The sequence below is a fragment of the Aeromicrobium sp. P5_D10 genome, from assembly GCF_054049535.1.
The window spans coordinates 36497-58489 of the sequence record NZ_JBFUME010000011.1 but is presented as its reverse complement, the minus strand read 5'-3'; the positions used below and the strand labels follow the sequence as shown (position 1 = coordinate 58489).

Annotated in this window: 15 protein-coding genes; 7 read left to right on the top strand and 8 right to left on the bottom strand. The window is 63.9% G+C overall.

From position 1 onward, the window contains the following. Positions 1–224 precede the first annotated feature (224 nt). The 4 genes from ACXJKC_RS18655 to ACXJKC_RS18640 all read right to left on the bottom strand — a co-directional run bounded on the left by ACXJKC_RS18655 (position 225) and on the right by ACXJKC_RS18640 (position 11129). Positions 225–6491 (bottom strand): DNRLRE domain-containing protein, encoded by a 6267-nt coding sequence (locus ACXJKC_RS18655; RefSeq protein ID WP_456698249.1) that lies wholly within the window; start codon positions 6489–6491, stop codon positions 225–227. Between the two features lie 218 nt (positions 6492–6709). Beyond that, positions 6710–8053 carry a DUF5719 family protein gene (locus ACXJKC_RS18650; RefSeq protein ID WP_456698248.1) on the bottom strand — a complete coding sequence of 448 codons (1344 nt, stop codon included), beginning with the start codon at positions 8051–8053 and terminating at the stop codon, positions 6710–6712. Beyond that, positions 8050–10839: a glycosyltransferase family 2 protein gene (locus tag ACXJKC_RS18645; RefSeq protein WP_456698247.1), complete on the bottom strand. Its 2790-nt coding sequence runs from the start codon at positions 10837–10839 to the stop codon at positions 8050–8052. The genes ACXJKC_RS18650 and ACXJKC_RS18645 overlap by 4 nt, the downstream gene beginning before the upstream one ends. 35 nt (positions 10840–10874) lie before the next feature. Beyond that, the gene (locus ACXJKC_RS18640) at positions 10875–11129 is read right to left on the bottom strand and encodes a WhiB family transcriptional regulator (RefSeq protein WP_456698246.1); all 255 of its coding nucleotides are present in this window, start codon (positions 11127–11129) and stop codon (positions 10875–10877) included. A gap of 120 nt (positions 11130–11249) precedes the next feature. Between ACXJKC_RS18640 and ACXJKC_RS18635 the strand changes: the two genes are divergently transcribed. The 4 genes from ACXJKC_RS18635 to ACXJKC_RS18620 all read left to right on the top strand — a co-directional run bounded on the left by ACXJKC_RS18635 (position 11250) and on the right by ACXJKC_RS18620 (position 14424). Further along, a complete protein-coding gene (locus ACXJKC_RS18635) occupies positions 11250–12020 on the top strand; it encodes a 2-phospho-L-lactate transferase CofD family protein (RefSeq protein ID WP_456698245.1) in 771 nt (256 codons plus the stop codon). Beyond that, complete coding sequence (locus ACXJKC_RS18630; protein WP_456698244.1) at positions 12017–12682, top strand: TIGR03089 family protein; 666 nt, start codon at positions 12017–12019, stop codon at positions 12680–12682. The genes ACXJKC_RS18635 and ACXJKC_RS18630 overlap by 4 nt, the downstream gene beginning before the upstream one ends. 82 nt (positions 12683–12764) lie before the next feature. Further along, positions 12765–13640 carry an ABC transporter permease gene (locus ACXJKC_RS18625; RefSeq protein ID WP_456698243.1) on the top strand — a complete coding sequence of 292 codons (876 nt, stop codon included), beginning with the start codon at positions 12765–12767 and terminating at the stop codon, positions 13638–13640. Further along, complete coding sequence (locus ACXJKC_RS18620; protein ID WP_456698242.1) at positions 13630–14424, top strand: ABC transporter ATP-binding protein; 795 nt, start codon at positions 13630–13632, stop codon at positions 14422–14424. The genes ACXJKC_RS18625 and ACXJKC_RS18620 overlap by 11 nt, the downstream gene beginning before the upstream one ends. A gap of 96 nt (positions 14425–14520) precedes the next feature. Here ACXJKC_RS18620 and ACXJKC_RS18615 read toward each other — a convergent pair whose 3' ends face one another. Then, positions 14521–15930 carry an LCP family protein gene (locus ACXJKC_RS18615; protein WP_456698241.1) on the bottom strand — a complete coding sequence of 470 codons (1410 nt, stop codon included), beginning with the start codon at positions 15928–15930 and terminating at the stop codon, positions 14521–14523. Between the two features lie 105 nt (positions 15931–16035). Next, positions 16036–17469 (bottom strand): LCP family protein, encoded by a 1434-nt coding sequence (locus tag ACXJKC_RS18610; RefSeq protein ID WP_456698240.1) that lies wholly within the window; start codon positions 17467–17469, stop codon positions 16036–16038. 158 nt (positions 17470–17627) lie between these two features. Here ACXJKC_RS18610 and ACXJKC_RS18605 point away from each other — a divergent pair, with 158 nt between their 5' ends. The 3 genes from ACXJKC_RS18605 to ACXJKC_RS18595 are packed head-to-tail and all read left to right on the top strand — an operon-like array spanning position 17628 to position 20551. Then, positions 17628–18746: an LCP family protein gene (locus tag ACXJKC_RS18605; RefSeq protein ID WP_456698239.1), complete on the top strand. Its 1119-nt coding sequence runs from the start codon at positions 17628–17630 to the stop codon at positions 18744–18746. 24 nt (positions 18747–18770) lie between these two features. After that, positions 18771–19715: a 2,3,4,5-tetrahydropyridine-2,6-dicarboxylate N-succinyltransferase gene (gene dapD, locus ACXJKC_RS18600; protein WP_456698238.1), complete on the top strand. Its 945-nt coding sequence runs from the start codon at positions 18771–18773 to the stop codon at positions 19713–19715. A gap of 11 nt (positions 19716–19726) precedes the next feature. Beyond that, positions 19727–20551, top strand: coding sequence for a hypothetical protein (locus ACXJKC_RS18595; RefSeq protein WP_456698237.1), 825 nt, complete (start codon positions 19727–19729; stop codon positions 20549–20551). 11 nt (positions 20552–20562) lie between these two features. On the opposite strand, the gene dapC is transcribed toward ACXJKC_RS18595, so the two are convergent. Both dapC and fdxA read right to left on the bottom strand, forming a co-directional pair. Further along, complete coding sequence (gene dapC, locus ACXJKC_RS18590; protein ID WP_456698236.1) at positions 20563–21657, bottom strand: succinyldiaminopimelate transaminase; 1095 nt, start codon at positions 21655–21657, stop codon at positions 20563–20565. A gap of 9 nt (positions 21658–21666) precedes the next feature. Then, positions 21667–21990, bottom strand: a complete 324-nt coding sequence (gene fdxA, locus ACXJKC_RS18585) for a ferredoxin (RefSeq protein WP_456698235.1) — start codon at positions 21988–21990, stop codon at positions 21667–21669. Positions 21991–21993: the final 3 nt, after the last annotated feature.

The window sequence follows — 21993 nt, the reverse complement described above, 5'->3', positions numbered from 1 at the left end:
CGCGTGCAGATAGTTTCCGACTTCAGTGTTGACTTCTGAGTACTTGGAAGGCACTGAGTGGGCATGAAGTTGTTCTCGTAGCAAATTGTCGTAGTCCTTTGGATCTGCCCGCATAGACCACGCACTCTTGTATGCGAGATAGGCCAACTTTCGATCACTGAATGACGTGTCCCGGGTGCGGCGTTCAAGTACACGATTCAGCATCACTTCGAAGAGGTCAGCTATCATCGCTTTCCTTTCAGCTTGTTCCCGTTTTTCCGTACATCGACCTGTTTCTTGCGATTGTGCTCTTTCAGTTTACCTTTGGCATACCCTGCCGCAGCACCCTTCACCCCAGCCGATATCGTGCCGCGGACGGTGGACTTCCGTCCGGCTTTTGCCCTGTACTTGGCCATACCTCCAATTGCGCCAACACCTACCGCACAGACGATTGAGGCTCCACACCCGAGTCCTGCCAAAGCTGCCGCACTGCCAATAGCAATTCTATTTCTGTTTTTCTTAGCCCACTTCCACGCCTTCTTTGCCCAGCCCCATTCGCCGCTGAGGTCAAACATGTTGATGGGATCTACGGGGTAGGTGTATGTGTTGTCGTTGCCGCCGGGTACGGGGTCCCGTGAGAGGAACCTTCCGGTGGTGGGATTGTAGAGCCGGACGCCCATGAGGGTCAGTCCGCCGATCGTGTCGGTGGAGCGGCGTTTGGCGCCGAGCCATCCGTAGTTCTGACCCAACGACCCGGCGTCTACCTTGGGCAGGCCGTACTCAGTGGTTTCGGCCCATGCATCGATTCCGGTGACGGCGCCCGTGGTGTTGGGGATTTGCGCGACGATGTCGCCGTGCAGGTTGGCGATCTGGATCTGCGATGTTCCGGTGTTGGGTTGGATCAGCGCGAGATCGCCGTCAGGCCCCAGGACGTTACGGGACCAGGCTGCCGCCCACCCGGTCGCCGCGTTAGGACGAGTTTCAGTGGCGATCCATGCCGGGGCGTCACCACCGTCGGCGTAGTGGTTGACCGTCTTGCGCAGTTCAACACCTGCAGTCGCATCCGTGCTGGACGACAGTCGCATGGCTGGGTCCAGAGTAAATACCTTAGATTTCGCGACAGTCCCTCCTGCACCATCCGGGACAGTCTGGGACAGCTTCGCGACCATGTCATTGCCGTGATAGTTCACCGTCAGATCACTACCGGTCGGCTGATCCGTGTGAGCCTTAGGAACTGTCCGCGTGCGGCCAAGGGAGTCATAGACGTAGCCGTCGGTGATCCGATCAGCAGCATCAAACGCACTCGTATCCGTCACGGCGCTGGTCGTCGTGCAGGCACCGCCAGCGTCTGGGCCTGAGGTGGCCAATGTGTTCCTGTTCGAGTCCAGGCTGAATCCGTACTGACGGGTGACACATCCTGCTGCGGTGGTGTCCTGCACCTTGGTCAACCGGTCACGATCGTCATACTCGTACGACTGCGTCGAACCAGTTGACTCAGCCACACGCACCCGCGACTCGGTATCCAAGGTGTTCGCGAAAGCGGCGATCTCCACGTCCGTGCCATCGACATACGACAACGCTGTTTCTGCACCAGTTGCATCGAACGAGGTGGTGGCCTTGATCCCGTTGGGGTACTTGGTCAGATAGGTGTTGCCGTCAGCGTTGGACGCGACCTGGAACTCATCGGGACCAGTAGCAAGCCCCACCTTCAGCTTCGTGACCTTGCCACGGCGTTCAAGCTCGCCCGCAGCGTCAGTTCCGTCGTAGGTGTAGGTGTAGGTGCCTTTGCCATCATCCAAGGCCTTGACCCGGCCAGCTGCGTCATACGATGTCGTCGCGGTGTTGCCAACCCCGTCGGTTTGGGTCAGCACCCGACCCCAGTCGTCATACGTCGTTGACTGAGTCATCGTGCCAGTAGCCGTCGAAGTCAGCGCACCTGTGGCCGGTGAGTATGTGTACGACACCTCCGGGACGCTCACATCACCAGTGGGTGCTCCCGACACTGTGGTCTTCTCACTGATCTTCCGACCGGCCGCGTCATATCCGGTGATCGACGCCCGGGACATCGTACCGCTAACACCTCCGGTGGCGGACTCTTCAGATCGGGTCTCGTTCAACAGGTAGTCGTACCCGGTCGCCCTGGTCTGCGGGACAGAACTGTCGCCGGTTTTGGTCAGGCATTCCAGCCCGGCCCACTCCGGCTTCTCGCGACATGCCGTGTCTGCCGCCGAGGCGTCAGCGGTGTAATAGACGGTTTTGGTTGAGCGAGCGTCGTTCGCCGTCCCGTCAACGTCTGCGACACCCTGCGGGGTACGAGTTTCGATCGTCTTGCCCTCGGTGTCAAAGCGCGTCAATGTCGTGGACGCGACGCTCGTGCCTTGCGCGACAGTGGTGCGTGTTGGCGTGCCGAGCACCCAGCCGTCACCATCGCCTGTCACGACGGGGTCGTACCACATGCGGGTTTTGGTGACGTCGTAGACGTTTCCAGCGGCGTCGACCGTTGCTGACCGTTCTTCAACCGGCAGGTTCAATGCCGGCGATTCCGGTTCTGGTGTCGGTCGCCCCGGTGTCGGAACTGACTCGTCGGCTGCTTCATCGTCGTAGACCGTCGTAGACAATGACCTGCCGGTGATCTGGGTACCGTCCTTGAGTACCACGTCACGGGTCGGACCGAAGGACTTCTCGACCCGTGTACCAGCAGGAATCCCTGGGGCCTCCTCGTTGTAGACCGTCAACGTTGCCAGCGAGTTCGCCACAGCAGCGGTGTCACCATCAGAAGCCAGAGCGGTGTTGCGGTTGCCCTCATCGAGCGCCCACACCTCGTTGCCCTTGGCGTCATAGACAGTCGAATCAATCTGCCAGTCACCCGCACCGAACGTCGCGGTATTGGTCGTGCGGCCTTCCACATCCCAATAGCTATTGGTGCCGTAGGTCGGATCACCGGTGCCGGGAGCATCCGGCCCGAACACTGTTGCTCCGGCCACGGGGGCAGCGTCCTGGCCCCACGTGCTGGTCGCTGTCTGTTTCAGATCAGGCAGGCCCGTGCCAGACAGCTGGGTGTCGTACACGACAGTCCAGGTGGCATCACCGGTCAACGGGGACACTTGGGCGCGTTTGGCGGTCTTGAACATGCCCGCATCCGCGCCGCTGGTTTCGTAGTCGAACCGCCACGGCGTCTGACCCGGAGGAGTTGCCTTCGCCAGGACCGTTTTGGAGCCGATCGTGGCGTATTCATAGGCGGTCTTCAACGCCGAACTGCCATCACCGGTGCGCGGATCCCACGTCGCCTTAAGGGTTCCGTTCGAGTTGTACTCGTACTTCTGCACGGTCACTGTTTCCATCTGCCCTGTGCCCGGCTCGCCGGTCGAGGTGGGTTTGGGGTCCCAGATCCGCAGATCAACCTGGCTCAGACGCTTGTCCGGTGACGTACCCGTATACGTGAGCAGCAGGGCGCGGCAGCCTTTGTCCTGCGTGGTCGCGTTGCAGGTCACACCTGCCGGTGTCGGTGCATAGATTCCCGTCACCAGACCCTCCGCGTCATGCGTGAACCTGGTGGTGCCGGTATCGCCAGCCTCATCGACCTTCTCAACAACCCACTGGCCCGCTACGAGCTTCCAGGTCGTCTCAGTCTTATCCTCTTCGTACAACGTCAGGAACTTGGCGCCACCGTCAACGCTGAGTTCCAGAACGTCATTGTCGGTCTCGGTTTCCGCATCACCGACATAGATTCCCGGTCGCTGTGCAGATGCGACACCTTCTTCATGAACATACGTCGACGACGACCCGTCCGGGTCAATCAGCGTGATCGCAGCCTCGGAGGCTGTGTTGTCCACGACCTCCATCGAGGCCACGCCAGCCTCAGGCCCGGTCAGATCAGCAACCCACCCTGGCCCGAATACACCTTGTGCTGGGGATGCGTCGCCCGCGTAGGAGCGGTGTGACCGCCCTATTGACAGCGTGCCAGAATAAGCCGGAACCTCAACATCGGACTCAGAGACTTGGAACTCACCGGTAAACAGGGCCACCTGGCCCGGGCCAGCGTCCTGAGTCGGGAACGAGCTACCAAAAGCGGATGGCACCACGGTCACTTCACGTGACGGCGTGCAGGAGTCGACCCCTGCGTAGGTGAAGCAGATCCGGGTTTCGCGGACAGCTGGTGCGGAGATGCCGGGCTCAGCCGAGATGTCCCAGATCAGTTTGCCCGTCGAATCGGACTCACGCCCTGTAGGCGTCACTGTGCCTAGCCACGGCCAGCTCGTTCCAGACGTGGTGACGTTCGTAGCAGTCACCCACGCACCCGGGCCCGAACCCACAGGCTGATACTCAATCCGAGCACCGGAGGCACCTTCAGGTCCCTCAGCCTCCACTGTCACGGTCGAAGAGGTCCGTTCGCCCTCCACAGGCGTGATGACACCACCCTTGCCGGTACCGAAACCGAAGGTGCCAGCCGGTGACAGGTTTCCGGCAGCGTCGCGGGCCCGTACCGATACTCCGAACACCCCATTGGTCGGAACATCAAAGGTCCCGAGGGTGGCGTTGCCGCCGGTTGCGGTGATCGCAGGTTGCGGTTTGTTGCCACGGGTCCAGTCAAATCCGACTGCGTCGGCACCACCGGCCACCGTGCAGGTGGTCGAAGTTGCGGGACGAGTCTCGTACCACTGGCCACTGGTCGCGTCCGTACACGTCACCACAGGTGCAGGCGGCGGCGTGGTGTCGACCTTCAAGGTCGTCGGCGCGGTCCAGTTCGAAGTCAAAGAACCGTCGGTGGCCCGGGCACGGATCGTGTAGGTGCCCTCTGTCAGCGCCGGGAGCTCTTTAGTCACCATGCTGCCGCTGGCGACGAGAGCAGAATCAACCACAGTCGCAGCAGCGGCGCCCTTCTTGATCTCGATGTTCGCGCGAACCATCTGCGCCTCAGGGTCCGACAACGCCATCGAGACCTTGGGCTTAGACGCGGTGGTCCACAAGGCCCCACTAGCAGACGTCGAGGGGCTGACCTTGAGCGACGTCGGCAGCCTCGGCGGCCCGTTGTACGTGACCGACAGATACGGCAGACGAGCGGCGGTGTTGCAGACCGTTCCTGCGGCGGTGTCCATCGAGCAGAAACGACGCTCAAACGTCGAGGAGTCAGCCTCCCCAGGAGTCAGGCGGATTCCTTCGTTGACAATCGTGCCTTTGGCCCAGGCCTTGGTCATACTCGTCACGTTCAACTTGGTGTAGCCGGCACCACAGCTGCCGGTGATTCCCCGGTTGTCTTCGACATGCGTGCCATAGGCAGCCACCACACCGGGCCGTGTCGCCCAGGTGACGTTCGAGTTCCAGTACCCGTCGGTCGGATAGGCATACATCCGCTTGTCCGCACACGTGTATGCATAAATCTGGAACAGCCCCAGCTCAGCCTTCAGCACATCCTTGCCAGCGATCGCGTCCGAATGGAACTTCATGAACGTATTGGCCGGATTCGTATTCGTCTGCCCGTTGATCCTGCCAACCACTGTGTAGTAGCTGTCGCTGCGGTTCGTCGTGTCACCGTTACGAATCCATGTATCACGCAGACGAGAAAGACTCGAAATGTTCGGGTCGACGATCACCGGATAAACAGTCTCCGGGTCCGACAAATAGCCCTGCGGCGTCGTCAACTCCAACTCATGGCGAGTCACATCACCCGACGACGAAGTCTCATCCAAGTTCACACCCAACGGAACGATCTCTGACGGCGTCCCCGCATCGTCGGTCTTGGAATCCCACGCCACCAGCGTCGTCGTCCCACCAAGCGACTTGCCATCCTCGTCAACCAGCTTCAACCCGCCACCAGACTCGGTAACCCCCACACCCTCAGCGCGCAAACCCAGCTGGAACACCGCATCGTCCTCGGCCGGAGCCTCATTCAACCGAATATGCGCGTTCACACCAGAACTCGTCACACCCACCAGCAGATCCGACGACTCAGACAACCGGTACGTCGCAACACCGTCTTCAATCGTCGGCTCGGGGAGATCCTGCGGCCACGTCACCGCCAACGACTGACCATCATCGAACGTGACCCGTGCGGCCTCTTTCGCCGAACCGCCATCGATCCTGACGTCGACCGGCGACACCCTCGGCGCGTACGACCCGTCCGTCTGCTTCACCAGGGTGTAATCGACGTCTTCCCAGACACCTTCCTCGTCCTGAACACGCACCGGGCCGGCGTACTGCTGATCCGTCAACGTGCCGTCTGGGTTCACGAACGTCTGCGACGTCTCCGTCCGCTTCGACAGATCCTCGACCCGCTTCTTCGACAAGCGCGCCGTGATCGCCGCGGCGACTCCGTCCGGGCGATCCAACTCACCGTCACCGTCGGAGTCGCCACCCGCCTCCCCCTTGGCAGCAGACTTCTTCGGCTTCGACTCAGCCGCGAAGGCGTCGCTCGGCAGGACGGTGACGATCAGCACCGAAGCCACGAAGGCCGCCAACAGGGCGAACACCAGGCGTGACAAACGGACACCAGTACGGGTGAAGTACAGATTCATGCGGACGCGCTTCCTTAAAGACTGTCTGTCACCCTGTCAGAAAGTCGAGTCCCCAAACCGAAGCGTCTGAACGGAACCTAAGAAAACCCAATAACAACAATAAAAAATATGAGTCCACATAGCGAGATGCCATCGCAATAGGACGAAGATCTCGGCGGTTTTGTGTCAAAAACCGGACGCCATCGACCTGAAATCGCCGAAATGTTGGCCGGGGCTGGTTAGCCGGCCGGGCGGACGAGCGGGGCTCGTGATGTCAACGGGGCGGCCTTCAGCGCTAGCGAGGCCAGCTTGTCGCCCTTGGCGTAGGTTGCCGCGGCGATGACATCGCCCTTGGGGCGCAGCACGAGGTAGGCCGCACCTTTGTCGGGTGCCGTGAAACCTTGCGTCGTACCGGCCGGGATCGTGACGGTCGTGATCTTGAGGGGCTTCATCGCGGCATCGAATCCCTGCACCTCCACCGTGGCGCCCTTGGCCGGCGCGGTCAGCAGGAGCCGCGGCATCCCGCTGTCGGCACCGACATCGACCGGTACAACCGTCGGCCCCGACAGCACCGGTGTCGACTCGGCGTAGGCGTAGTCCTTATTGGTCGGGCTCATCCGCACCGTGGTCGAGACCGGCTGATCCGAGGTGATGCGTAGAGCCTGCTCGTCGGTGCCGGCCGACTTGGGCACCGTGACGACTTTCAGCTTCCCTGCCTCGACCTGAATGCTCTCAAGCCCGGTAGGACTCAATGTGCCCTTGCGCCCGATGACATTGACCTTGACTCGCGCGGTCGCCTTCCCGGGATTAAGCACCAGCAGCGTACGGCCGGAGGAACCCTCGACGAGCCCGCCCACGACCTGATCACGAGTCGGTACCTGCGTGGCCGAAACCGGCTCGGTACCCCGATATGTTGCGGTCGACGTGTCATTGGCCACGACCGAAAGCGCGCCCTGGCGCCGGTGCACCTTGACGGCCAACTCCCGCTCTCCCGCAGCAAGGGCATCCAGTCGGATGCGCCGCACTGACTGCGGTTCGATCACGATTCCTTCGCTGTCGAATCCCTCGATCTCGCCGTCCGGGCCCCACAGCGTGACGTCCACCGCGGCGTTCGTCTCGCCGAGGTTAGTCAGGATCAGCGTCGAGAAATGCTTGCCACCCGAACCCAGCCCGAGGAACCAGGCATCGTCGACGACACCTGGGCAATCGCCGACCACCAGACCGCCACCGCCGGACGCCGGCGCAGTGCCCGCGAAGTAGCCCACGGCACCGGTCGAGCGTCCACGCTGCTGCACGATGACACCGGTGCCGTCGACGACCGCCTGCTGCCACGCCGCGGGATCACCCAATGCCGGGTCATCTGTATTGCCCGGCAGTGCCGTGGCGGTGCGGGACGTGCCCGCCGTGACCTGTCCGGACGCCACCGTGATGACCGAGCCTGCCGGGCACGCATAGGTCGACTGTGACACCGCGACGGTGCGCGTCGGCGTCGGAGCCGCTTCATCGTCGGGGTTGACGGCCCAAGCCGCAAGCACGAGTAGGACCGCCGCCAGCGGGAAGACCGCTCCCTTGAAGTCGTTCATGGCGCGACCTCTTCCGCGGGTTCGGCGCCGGTCGCCGCGCCACGACGTCGGACCGGAAGCGACAGCACGATCGCGACGATCCAGATCAGGATCTGCAGACCCATCACGACCCGGTGCCACCAGGGGGCGGTTGCCCCATCGTCTGCCGGTTCGTCGACGAGCGTCCAGACCTGGGCGCCGGGCTGATCGCTACCGGACGGCGACACCCCCGGTGCCGTGCCGATGCGCCGGGTCAGTTCGGGATCGGCGTCCGGCGCGTAGATCGCCGAGATTCCCTGAGCTGTGAGGGCCTCGACATCGCGTGCGGTCGGTTGGGCCAGCAGACGCCGGACGACCGTCGACATGCGTTCGGTCGCGGCCGTTGTCGGCGTGGCCGCTTCCTGACCGAGGAACGGTCCGGCCCCCGCTATCACGCGGTAGTCGATCGCATCGTCGATCGTGCCGGTCAGAATCAGCGTGTCTCCGGGCCGGTCAGCCAGGAAAACCGGGATCGACTCGACCCGATCATCGTCGATCGGTCCCGAGGAACCGTCCTTGAGCCACCAGCCCGCCGAGGCGACCGGCAGGATCAGCGCGACCACGATCGCGGTGACAAGCGCAGCGCGTGGCCAGTCGACCGTCGCGGGGAATGCGAGCAGGACGGCGGTCAACAACGCACCGATCCACACACCGGTCGGCACTCCGACCCACGGCGCGACCGAGGCCTGACCGGCACCGGCCGAGAAAGTCACGATCGTGCCGGCAAGCGCGACACCCAAACCGAGTAGCGCGACCATCCAGGCCAGATGAACGCCAGTCCGGGTACTGCGCGGCACGAGAGCCAACACCGCCAGAATCAGCAGTCCGACCGACAGCCAACCCGGAAGTCCACCATCTGTGGCACGTCCCAACACGACATCGCGGATCTCGGCGCTGCCAGGAATCGGCAGACCTGCTTCCCACCAGACCTGCCACGGACGCAACGCCCGCTGGACGAGCCACGGACCGAGCATCAGCAACGGTGTCACGAGCGCGACGACCAGCTGACGGCTGACCCAGCGGCCTTCGGAGTACCAGAGGATCAACAGACCGCCGAGACCGAGCACCAGGACGACCGGCGCGAACGCTGCGGCCACGGCGATCCAGATACCGAGTCGCAGAGCCAACTGCCAACCCGGCTGCTCCGCCAGCTGCCACGCGACGTTGACGATGATCGGTGCGATCACCAGAGCTATGACGGTGCCGATCCGGCCCTCGTTGACCGCCCCGAGCACGAAGACCGCGAGACCGTACGAGACCGCCCACACGATGCGGGGAGCGCGTTGCGGGCTGAACTGACGACCGAGCCGGTGGGCCGTCAGGGCAGCGAGCGGAACACAGAACACCATGAACGCCGTGACGACGAGACCCGGTGCGAACCACACCGGCGTCGACAAGGCCGCCACTGGAAGCACGAACAGGGCCGGTAGCGATGTGCTGGGCAAGCCGACGTCGTGCCGACGCTCGAACAGCAGGTGCCACCAGTCGCCGGCCGAGTCCGGCGCGGGCAACAGCGCGCCGCCACTCAGTGAACCGCCAAGTAGACCGCGTCCGGCGATCAGGGACAGGACCACGAGCACCAGGACGACCGTGAACCACGGACGCCGCAGGAACAGCGACGGCTGATTCTCGAGGTCGACCGCTTCGTCGGGTGCTTGATCGATGACGGTCGAACGCCGCCCGACCGTCGCGACGGCCTCCGGCTTGACCAGCGCCATCACGGTGTCACGCAGCAGATCGATCCCGTGCTGATACGGCAGCCAGAACGGCGCGAAGAGTTTGCGGATCTCCCGGTGGGACCGGCGAGACGTCCGGGCGCGACGGCGGCGCGCTTTGGCGAGCCTCAAGGGATGCAGATACGCCGACCGCAGCGCGAGCAACTCATCGCTCGCGGCCTCGGGATCCTTGCCGACGAGCTGTGCCACGACACGCAGCAGCGAACCGAAGAACAGTCGGATGTACTGCCACCAGAAACGCGACAGAGGCGTGTTGGCCAATGAGGTGTAGATCGCCGCCCGACGCTCCTCCCATCGGGGCACGTCACCGGCGGTGGCCGCACGCAGTCCGCGACGACTCGATTCGGCGTGGAAGATCACCGCAGTGGGCGCCGTGACGGTGCGATAACCCGCACGCGCCAGACGCCAACCGAAGTCGATGTCGTCGAAATACAGCGGGAGGTTAGGGTCGAAACCGTCGAGTTCGAGCCACACGTCACGGCGGATCAGCATGCCTGCAGTGTTGACCGCGAGCACATCGCGAGGCCGGTCGTGCTGGCCGGCGTCGGGCTCCCCCGTCTCCAGGCCGGTCTCGCGGGTTCCGGTCGCGGTGACTGTCAGACCGACTTCGAGCAGGCGCCGTAGCGACGGCCACTCGCGGATCTTGGGACCGACCGCAGCAATATCGGGGGCTGAGGTCGCGGTGTCGAGTAGGCCTGACAGCGTGCCCGGAAGCACCGAGGCATCGTCGTGCAGCAGCCAGATCCAGTCGGTTTCCGGGAGATCGGCCACGCCGCGACGTGCTGCTTCACCGAAGCCGGTGCCGGACGGCGCATAAGTGATGCGTTCCGCGCCGAATGAATCGCGCAGCAGATCCGCACTGCCGTCGGTCGAACTGACGTCGACGACCTGCCACGCCGTCGGCGCATAGAACATGTTGCTGAAGGACGCTAGAACTTTGGGCAGCCAGCGCGCTCCGTTGTGCGAGACCAGAACAGCTCCGACGGTGGGAGGATCGTCGAGCCAATGGCGCGTCGCTTCGATCTCGTCCACAGGGCCTAACCCTAGTGGACGAGCAAAGAGCCCGTTTACGCTCGCTTTTTGAGTTTGCGCCGTTCACGCTCGGACAGGCCACCCCAGATACCGAAACGCTCATCGTGCGCCAAGGCATATTCAAGGCATTCTCCACGCACATCGCACGTCAGGCAGACCCGCTTGGCCTCACGTGTCGACCCGCCCTTCTCAGGGAAGAATGACTCGGGGTCTGTCTGAGCGCACAGAGCACGCTCCTGCCACATGAGTTCTTCGTCGACCTCTTGTGGGATCCCCAATTCGAATGACATAGATGAAATTACAGTCCTGTGGTGTCTCACATGTCAAGCCGGAAGGCAAGATTGTCGAAATCTCCGGCGTGTCGGCCCGCTGTGTAGGAGGGCTGGGAGCGACACGACACAATGGCACCCATGCGGATCACGCTCATCAGCGGCGCCGACGGCGTTGACTTCACTCACTCCTTGGCCACCTGTCTGTCCCCCGACGACGAGCTCGTCGTCATCGCCCCGACGGTACGCGGGCACATCAGCGCGGGTCTCCAGGCCAGCCCTGACCTCGACGCTCTGTCGGCACCAGCCGGAACAACCCCGACATACGCGACGGCGGACTCGCTCGACGCAATCGGTTACGTCCCCAGTTGGCAACGTGCGAGCGATCAGGCCATCGCGGCCCGCATCGTCCGCACCGATCTCGCAATGAACGGCACCCCGTTGACCGATGCCACCATCGCCGCAGCCGTGCGGGCAAAGCTTCCGTACCGCCTGGTGCCGATGTGCGAGGAGCGCGCCGAGTTCCGCGTCGTCATCGGCACGGACGAGCCGCGCGCGATCCACATCGAGGAGTACCTCCACGATCCGGCCGGGCTGGACGTGACCCAGCTGCTACTCGTGGCCGATCAGATCTCGGTTTCGACGGCGGTGTCGCAGGCGCTTGCCAGCACGGACGTTCTGGTGCTCGGCCCGTCGAGCCGCACCTTGGCAATCGACCCGGTGCTGCGCACTCCCGGTTTCCGCGATCTGATCCGCACGGACCTACCGGTGTTGATCACGCGGTACGACGACCCGACGCCTGCCGATCTCGTCAGGATCGCGGGGCTGAGCGAGCCCGATCCCGGAAGTCCACGCCCCGTCGCGGCGGACGCAGCCGACGTGCTCGCACTGGCGCGGGAGCTGGCAGCGTGACAACTCTCGACCAGCTGCTGCGCGTGAGCCGCGATCCATCCCAGCCGCTCCTGACCTACTACGACATGTCGACCGGCGAGCGGATCGAGCTCAGCACAACCACGACCGCGAACTGGGTCGCCAAGACCAGCAACTTCCTGGTCGACGACCTCGATGCTGAGCCGGGCACACGCATTCGCATCGGGCTGCCGAGCCACTGGCTCACATCCGTGTGGATCCTGTCGGCCTGGAATGTCGGTGCCGCCGTCGTCGACTCGTCAGCCGATATCGGGCTCAGCGGGCCAGAGCTCGTCGCAGAGGAAGAACACCGAGTCGCGGCATCGCTTCGTCCGTTCGGTGGACGGTTCGTCGATCCGCCGCCGGGCTTCCTCGACCTCGGCGTCGAAGTGCCGGGCCACGGCGACTACTTCGCAGCGCTCGATCCGCCCGAACCGGCGACGCTGGCACTCGACCTGGGCAACGGACCCCAAACGCATCAAGACGTCCTGCAGACCGCTTCGCCGACGTCGGAACGACTCGTCGTCGGGGCCGGGTCGTTGGCTCGCGATGCGTCGCTGCTGGTCAACGCATGTCTTGGCAGCGGTTCGCTGGTCATCGTGACCTCCGCTACACCTGAGGAGATCGCCCGTGTGGCGGCACAAGAGGGCGGCCGAATCAGTTAGGCGATCCACTACACTCAACGGGGCTGCTGCGGGGTCCACCACCCCGACCCGGACCTCCTGAACAGTAGGGACACAAGACGAAATGACAACTGCCGAGGACGCGGCGCGCGCAGGCCTGATCAAGGTCGGCGGACGCCCCTCGCTCTTTGACTATGTCGCCGAGGTCTGGCGACGTCGAACGTTCATCTATTCGATGGCCCGGTTCAAGATCGAGTCCGAGAACCAGCAGAACTCGCTGGGCATGCTCTGGGTCATCTTGAAGCCGCTGCTGAATGCCATCGTCTACGGCGCGGTGTTCGGCTTCCTGATCGGAACCCAGGGACGTCCGCAGTATTTCGTCGAGTTCTTGATCATCGGCGTCTTCGTGTTCGAGTTCTTCGCCCAGTCGTGGACGGCCGGTGGCAAGGCCATCACGAGCAACGCCGCCCTGGTACAGAGTCTGGCGTTCCCCCGCATGGTGTTGCCGTTGGCGGCAGTCACGCAACGTTTCCTGCAGTTCTTGCCGACCATCGCGATCTTGTTGATATTCCTCCTGGTCATGGGTCACACCCCCAACTGGGAGTGGCTGCTCATAGTCCCCCTGATGGCGCTTTTCTACGTGTTCAACGCCGGATTGGCGTTGGTCACGGCGCGGCTCTCGGTGCACTGGCGCGATCTGAACAACTTCCTGCCGTTCCTGACCCGTTTCGTGTTCTACACCACCGGAATCTTCTTCAGTGTCGAACAGCGCTTCGGTCCGGACGCCAACGGCGGAGGCACTCCCTGGGTCGTGACGTTGAGCAACTGGCAGCCGGTCCACCAGTTCCTGAGCCTGGCCCGAGCCTGCCTGCTCGAGGGCCCCGGTTACACCATGAGTTCGAGCTTCTGGATCGCCGCCTCCGCATGGTCCATCGGCCTGTTCGTCGTCGGGGTCTGGTTCTTCTGGCGTGCCGAAGAGAGGTACGGACGTGTCGACTGATCCGCACTCCCTGTCCCCCGAACCCGTCGAGCCCATCGAGACCCGTCGTCCCGTGGTGATCGTCGACAATGTGCACGTCGAGTACAAGGTCTTCGCGACCGGCAAGCGACCCACCGCCGCGGATCGCCGCAGTCTCAAACTGCGTGGACGCGGCAAGCAGATGCGCACCGTGCACGCTCTCAAAGGCATTTCGTTCACAGCCTACGAAAATGACTCGATTGGCGTCATCGGCACCAACGGTTCTGGCAAGTCGACGCTGATGCGTGCGATCGTCGGGCTGACCCCGGCGAGCCAGGGCGCGATCTACGCCCAGTCGCGTCCGAGCCTTCTGGGAGTCGGAGCGGCGCTCATGAAGGACCTGTCAGGCGACCGCAACATCATCCTCGGCGGACTCGCGATGGGCTTCACGATGGAGGAGATCGAGGAGAACTACGACGACATCGTCTCGTTCGCCGGTCTCGAGAAGTTCATCGATCTGCCGATGCGCGCCTACTCCTCGGGCATGACCGCCCGACTGAAGTTCGCGATCGCCAGCGTCAAAACCCACGAGATCTTGATCGTCGACGAGGCCCTCGCGGTGGGTGACCGGACGTTCCGGCAGCGCAGTGAGGCCCGGATCCGTGAGATCCGCGACAACGCCGGCACGGTGTTCTTGGTCAGTCACTCCATGAAGTCGATCAAGGACACCTGCAGCCGGGTCATCTGGCTCGATCAAGGCACCTTGATCATGGATGGCGACCCCGACGAGGTCATCGCCGCGTACCACAAAGCCCAAGACAAATAGGCCGGGCGACGACGACCCGACCATAGGCCGAGCGAGCGCAGCGAGCGAAGGCATGAGCCCAGGCGAAGCCTGGCAGCGGTGAGGAAGGAGCCGCGCTCAGCAGCTGCCTTTCAGGTCGTCGGAGTTGTTGGCGGCTCGGCCTGAGGTGTCTTTCTTGACACCCGGCGTCGGCGGTGAGGCGACGCCCTCGGACTTGTCGATCGCCTTCTGGATTGCAGCGTGGATCGCATCGAAATCGGGAGTCACGGTGTTGAACTTCGGCGGCACGATCGAGACCGTACGGATCTTGTTGCCACGTGACTTCAGCGCAAGGTCGGCGAATTGGCCGAGTTCCTTGCGCGGGATCGTGGTGCTCAACAGCTCCTTGCCCGATTTGGCGATCTGGGTCGCATTGGTCAGCACCTTGGTCGGACTCAACTGATCGGCCATTGCGGCCATGAGGCACTTCTGCCGGCCCATGCGCGTGTAATCGTCCGACTGCACCCGGCTGCGGGCATACCAGAGTGCCTGCTGGCCGTTGAGCTTCTGCTTGCCCGGCTCGATGTAGATCTGCTTGTAGGCATCGTCGTGGCCGAACATCGCGATGCGGTCCTTGACGTCCATCTCGACGCCGCCGACGGCATCGACCAGACCCTTGAAGCCGTTGAGATTGACCATGATGAAGTAGTTGATCTTGAGGTTGGTCACACCTTCAACCGCGTCGATCGTCGCATCGAGACCCGGGTCCTTGCTCTTGGGATACAGATCCGCGCGGTTCGCGGCGGTCGTGTGCACCGCGTTCAGGAGGCACTCGGAGCCGCAGTTGAACCCGTAAGGATACAGCTGGCGCATCGGCGAACCCTTGGAGAACGGGACGTTCTGCAGATTGCGCGGCAACGAGACCAGGACGACCTTGCCGGTGTCGGCATCGATACTCGCCACGACCAACGTGTCTGGCCGGATGCCCGTTCGATCCGCCCGTGCGTCCGATCCGACCAGCAGGATGTTGTAGCGGCCCTTGAGCGGCGCGGAGACCTTCGTCTCGGGGAAGACCGTCTTGACGACGCTGCGCTGCACCTCGATCAGCTGAGAGGCGAACGCCGTCGACCCGGCAACGCTGCCGACGATCGCGACGTTGACGATCGTGATGACCGCGCCCCGCACGAACGTCAGCCTGAACGGCGAGCCGAGTCGGCAGGCATCGATGAACAGCGCGACCCACAGCAGCGCCACAACGACCATCGCGACGCGCACCCCGAACAAGATGTCGGGATCGGTGAACCAGGTCAGCACCTGCGCTCGATCGGTTCGCAGCTTCCAGTACAGGAAACCCGCTGCACCAAGCACGCTGACCCAGGCCAGCACGGCAGTCCAGCCGATGAGCTTCTTGCCCAGGGCGATCTGGGCCGAACCCGGCACCACGATCGTCATCAGACACAGCGCGAGGGCGCGCCGGAATCGGACTCGCGGCGAGTCGAGATGACGATCCTGATAGCCGCGGCCCAGGAGACTCGCGCGATGCGACATGTTCCCTCACGATGATGCGGCCGATGTTGAAAACCATTATGGATGATGCCCCCATGGCGCGTCAGCGATAGGGCAGGGATCTCAGCCTCTACTCAGGCCGAATGATCAGCAGTCCGCACCCAGATCGCTGCTTTGGTTGGCTTCGAGCGGATTCTTGTCGTCCTTGTCCTTCGGCATCGAGAGCTTGGCGGCGGCAATCGCGCTCTTGGCCTCAGAATTGCCTTCGGACTTCTCGATGGCCTTGCTGATCATGCGCCGGATCTTCGGATAGTTCGGGTTGCCGGTGTAGACGACCGGGGGCACCAACGAGACCGACGAGATCTTCTGCGACTTGGCCTTGAGCGCCAGATCGGCGAAGACGTCGAGGTCTTGACGCGGAATGCTCGTCGTCAACATCGTCTTGCTCGAGTTCGCGATCTTGTTGACGTTGAGCAGAACCTTCTTGGGGCTGAGTTGCTGGACCATGGCGTTCATGACGCACTTTTGACGTCCCATGCGGGAGAAGTCGTTGTTCTGAACCCGGCTGCGCGAGTACCACAGCGCCTGATCGCCAGTGAGCTTCTGCTCCCCTGCCTCGATGTATCCACGGATGGGTGAACCGATCCCGCCGATCGCGGTTCGCTCCCGCACATTCATCTCGACGCCGCCGACCGCATCGATCAGCTTCGCGAAGCCCTTCATGTTGACCATCGCGTAGTAGTTCATCTTCAGGCCCGTGATCTCCTCGACCGCGCCCATCGTGGCGTCCATGCCGGGATTCTTCTTGCCGAACTTGTCGGCATGGTCATTGGCCCAGGTATTGACCGCGTTGAGGTAGTTACCCTCGCCGGTGAACCCGTCCGGGAACTCCTTGTCCATGACCGAGCCGGCCGGGAACGGGACGTCTTCGAGGTTGCGCGGCAATCCGATCAGCACTGCGCGACCGGTGTCCTTGTCGATACTTGCGACAGTCAGCGAATCCGGACGCACGCCAGAACGATCCGGGCCGGAGTCACCGCCGAGCAGCAGGACGTTATAGCGTCCTTCGGCAGGCCCGGACGTCGTGCCCGACGCGAAGACAGTGCCGATCGAGGAATTGGCTGTGCTGACCATGTGCGCCGCGAACAGCATCACGGCTGCCGTGACGAAGCACAGCACACTGTTGAGGCCCGTCGTCCACAGGCGATGATGGCGGCGCATCTCGAGCGGACGTCCCAGCCGCCAGGCGTCGATCATGAGGGCGACCCACGCGAAGGCGCCGAGGATCAGCACCCATCGGCCGATCGTCAACGGGGTCGACGACTCCAAGGTCATCGACAACAGCGTCTGGCGCGAGGTCAGTGCGACGAGCACAACGCCAGCGCCGACGGCCAGGAAGCCGAGCCAGACCCGGATCGCGATGTGGCCGATCCGCTTGTTGCCGGCCACGAGCTGTGCCGAACCAGGCATCACGAGCGTCATCGCCATGAGGGTCAGGCCGCGGCGGAACTGGATCCGTGCAGAGGTGTCGGCCGGGCTGGCATAGGAGCCACCCAGGACACTGGAGCGAACGTCAGACATGAAGTCCTCGCAAATGGGGAAGGAGCTGAGGCGATCTCAGTATCCCCACAAACTCTCAATCAAAGGTTGAGGGCGCGCCGTGACCCGGCAGCATTTTCCGAGACCTTCACGGCGCTTGCTGCGCGATGGCCTGCGAGCCGTCCGGTACCGTCTTCGGCATGTCAGACGAGCGCCCCCAGGGCAACTATGGGTGGCTGTACGGCCAGGACGAGCCGACCCGGGCAATGACTCCGCCCCCACCCCCGGGAGATCTCCCGCCGCCCAACCTCCCACCGCCGGGCAAACGTCCGACCGCGGGCGCGACCCCGCCGGACAAGCCGAAGAAGCGCAAGACCAAACGCCGTGTGGTCGGGATTCTGGTACTGGCGTGGATCGTGTTCCTGGTCGCGGTGCCGATCTGGGCCTGGGGCAAGATCGACAAGGTCGACGCCTCCCCCGCGACCGGTCGCCCTGACGATCAGCCCGGAACGACCTATCTGCTCGTCGGCTCCGACAGTCGGCGAGGTCTGACCAAAGCCGAGCAAAAGGAGCTGTCGACCGGCGGTGACGGAGGTGGCCGCGGTCGCACCGACACCATCATGTTGCTGCACACCGGCAGCGGTCCCAGCGTGCTGATGTCGCTGCCGCGCGACTCCATCGTCGATATTCCAGGCTACGGCCGGACCAAGATCAACGCGGCCTATGCGTACGGCGGACCCAAACTGCTGGTCCGCACGATCGAGAAGAACACTGGCATCCGAGTCGACGACTACATCGAGGTCGGTTTCGGCGGGCTCGTCAAGGTTGTCGACTCGCTCGGCGGGGTCGAGATCTGCCCCAAGAAGGATCTGAAAGACAAAGACTCCGGACTCGACGTCAAGAAGGGCTGCCAGAACGCCGACGGCAGGACCGCACTGGCTTACTCGCGCAACCGGCATTCATATGCCAGCCAGGACATCCAGCGGGTGCAGAGCCAGCGCGAGGTTCTCGGTTCGATCGCGTCAAAGGCCAAATCACCGTGGACGATCCTCAACCCGTTCCGCTATGTCAGTGTCGCCAAGGGCGCTTCCGGCTCGCTGACGATCGGCGACGATGTGAGCCCTATCGCGCTCGGCAAGTTCGCGTTGTCGTTGTCGGCGGCGATGGGTGGCAAGGGTCTCAACTGCACCGTCCCGCTTCAGGACTTCGCGGTCAACTGGGACGCCGAACGCGCGCCGCAGATGTTCGAATACATCAAGGCCGACCAGACCGACAAGATCGGCTCGCTGTGCACCAAGGACGGCCTGCCGAAGAGTTGAGTCCCCCACGATAGATTTGCGGACATGACTTCTGTGGAACACCCCGGCGCCTACGCGTACGGCATCGCGACCCTGACGGCCGACGGCACCGTACTCGACGTCTGGTACCCCGAACCGCGTCTCGGCGCCGCGCCCTCGAGCTATCCCGAACCTGCCGAGCTGACAGCATTGACGGGTGACGACGAGGTCCGCCAGGTCGTCAAGGTCGTCGTGCACACCGAGATCGCCGATCTGCAGCAGGCGCCCGTCGATGCCTACGACGTGTGGCTGCGGCTGCACCTGCTGTCGCACCGGCTCGTGAAGCCCCACGGCCTCAACCTCGACGGGCAGTTCGGCCTGATGACAAATGTCGCCTGGACCTCGATCGGCCCGTGTGCCGTGACGGGCTTCGAGAGCACCCGCGCCCGCGCCCGCGCAGCCGGCCTCAACGTGCAGGTCACGAGCATCGACAAGTTCCCCCGCATGACCGACTACGTCCTGCCGACCGGTGTGCGTATCGGCGATGCCGACCGGGTGCGCCTCGGCGCGCATCTGGCCGAAGGCACGACCGTCATGCACGAAGGCTTCGTCAACTTCAACGCCGGAACCCTCGGGGCGTCCATGGTCGAGGGGCGGATCTCGGCCGGCGTGGTTGTCGGTGACGGCTCCGATGTCGGTGGCGGCGCCTCGATCATGGGCACGCTGTCCGGCGGTGGCAAGGAAGTCATCAGCGTCGGCGAGCGCTGCCTGCTCGGTGCCAACTCAGGTCTCGGCATCTCATTGGGCAATGACTGCGTCGTCGCTGCCGGGGTCTACGTGACCGCGGCCTCGAAGGTCACGACCCCCGACGGCAACGTCGTCAAGGCCGTTGAGCTCTCGGGCCAGGACGGAATCCTGTTCCTGATCAACAGCGAGACCGGCGTACTCGAGGCTCGTCCCCGCGGCGAGCGCACCGGTATCGAACTCAACGCCGCGCTGCACGCCAACTAGTCGGCATCGGCTTGAGATTTCGCTGGTTCGTCGTCCTGGGGCTCGTCGCGGCCTCGGTGCTGGTGGCGACAACCCTGCGTGATCGCACCCCGTCCCGCGCGGAGTACTGCGTCGCGGAGGTCGGTGACGTCCGCGCGCAGGTCGACCTGGAGCAGGGCCAGTGGAGCGCCCTGATGGCAGCGCTGGCCCAGCGCCGGGGTCTACCTCCACGCGCCACCACGATCGCGATTGCGACCGCGTTCCAGGAGTCGAAGATCCACAACATCGACTACGGCGACCGCGACTCCATCGGCCTGTTCCAGCAGCGCCCCTCGCAAGGCTGGGGATCGGTCGAGGAGATCCTCGATCCGCACTACTCGATCGGCAGGTTCTACCAGGCGCTCGCCAACGTCGACGGCTATGGCGAGATGAAGATCAACGACGCTGCGCAGCTCGTGCAACGTTCGGGCTTCCCGCACGCATATGCCCAGCACGAGCCGTACGCGCGGGCACTGGCCTCAGCGCTCCGCGGCTACAGCCCGGCGAAGTTCACGTGCCAGATCAACCCGCGTGGCACCGGCAGCACCAAGCGCGTCGCAGAAGATGTCGCGCTGGCGTTCGGCGACATCGCGGTCGACCGTCAGGGCGACGATGCCCGCTACCCGCTGAAAGGCAAGGCCGGCGACGTCAAGGCCCGCGGCTGGGCATTGGCGCACTATCTCGTCGCCAATGCGGCCAATCTACGGATCCACAGAGTCTCGTTCGGTGGACGCACCTGGAGCTCGACGGCCTCGCACGAAGGCTGGCGCAAGAACCCCGACGCGCTCAAGACCGAAGTGCTGGTCACGACCAACTAGCGCTGGGCCAGTTAAGACAGACGCGCCACAGCTGCGGCGATCCGCTCGTCGGTCGCGGTGAACGCGACGCGTACATGCTGTGCCCCGGCGGTGCCGTAGAACTCGCCTGGCGCCGCCAGGATGCCCCGCTCAGCCAGCCAGGCGATCGTGTCACGGCAGGGCTCGTCGCGGGTCGCCCATAGGTACAGGGCGCCCTGGGAGTGATCGACCCGGAAGCCGGCACCCTCGAGGGCTGCACGAAGATCCGTTCGGCGGGCCGCGTAGACCTCACGCTGGACCTCGACATGCGAATCGTCGGCCAGGGCGGCCGCCATGGCGTGCTGCACAGGCGTGGGAAGCATGAATCCCAAGTGCTTGCGCACCGCGAGCAACTCGGAGACGACTGCTTGGTCGCCGACCACGAACGCATCGCGGTAGCCGGCGAGATTCGACCGCTTCGACAACGAGTGCACTGCCAGGAGGCCGTCGAAACTTCCTCCGCAGATCTCAGGGTGCAGAACCGAGTAGGGCTCGTCTTCCCAGGCGAACTCCAGATAGCACTCGTCAGAGACCAGCAAGGCGCCACGTTCACGGGCGAACTCGACCACCTTGCGCAGGTGGTCGGGGCCGAGGATACGTCCGTGCGGATTGGCCGGGGAGTTGATGTAGATCAGGCTCGGCCTTCTCGGGCCGATCGCCACGGTCGAATCCGCGGCCAGCACCTCGCAACCGGCGTACTTGGCACCCACCTCGTACGTCGGGTAGGCCAGCTCGGGGATCACGACCAGATCGTCGGCGCCGAGGCCCAACTGGCTCGGCAGATTCGCGATGAGCTCCTTCGAGCCCACCGTCGGCAGAACCTGCGTGGCACTCAGACCTGTGATCCCGAACCGGCGCTCACACCAGTCGACAGCGGCCTGCCGCAGCGACTCGGGGCCGTACACAGTCGGATAGCCGGGCGAATCCGCCGCAGCGATCAGCGCCTCACGCGCGACTGACGGCGTCGGATCGACCGGCGTGCCGATCGACAGGTCGACGATGCCGCCGGAATGCGCCGCAGCACGCGCCTTGGCGTCCGTCAGCGTGTCCCACGGGAACTGCGGGAACCGAGCCGAGACCTGGCCCATCGACGCGTTCTATTCCTGGTTCTGCGGGGGCAGCGCCGCGATGATCGGGTGATCCTTGTCGATCACGCCGAGCTTGGCAGCACCACCGGGCGAACCCAGGTCGTCGAAGAAGTTGACGTTGGCGTCGTAGTACTCCTTCCACTCCGGCGGAGTGTCGTCTTCGTAGAAGATCGCCTCGACGGGGCAGACCGGCTCACATGCACCGCAATCGACGCACTCGTCGGGGTGGATGTAGAGCATGCGATTGCCCTCGTAGATGCAGTCCACGGGACACTCATCCACGCACGCCCGGTCCTTGAGGTCGACACATGGCTGGGCGATCACGTACGTCACGGG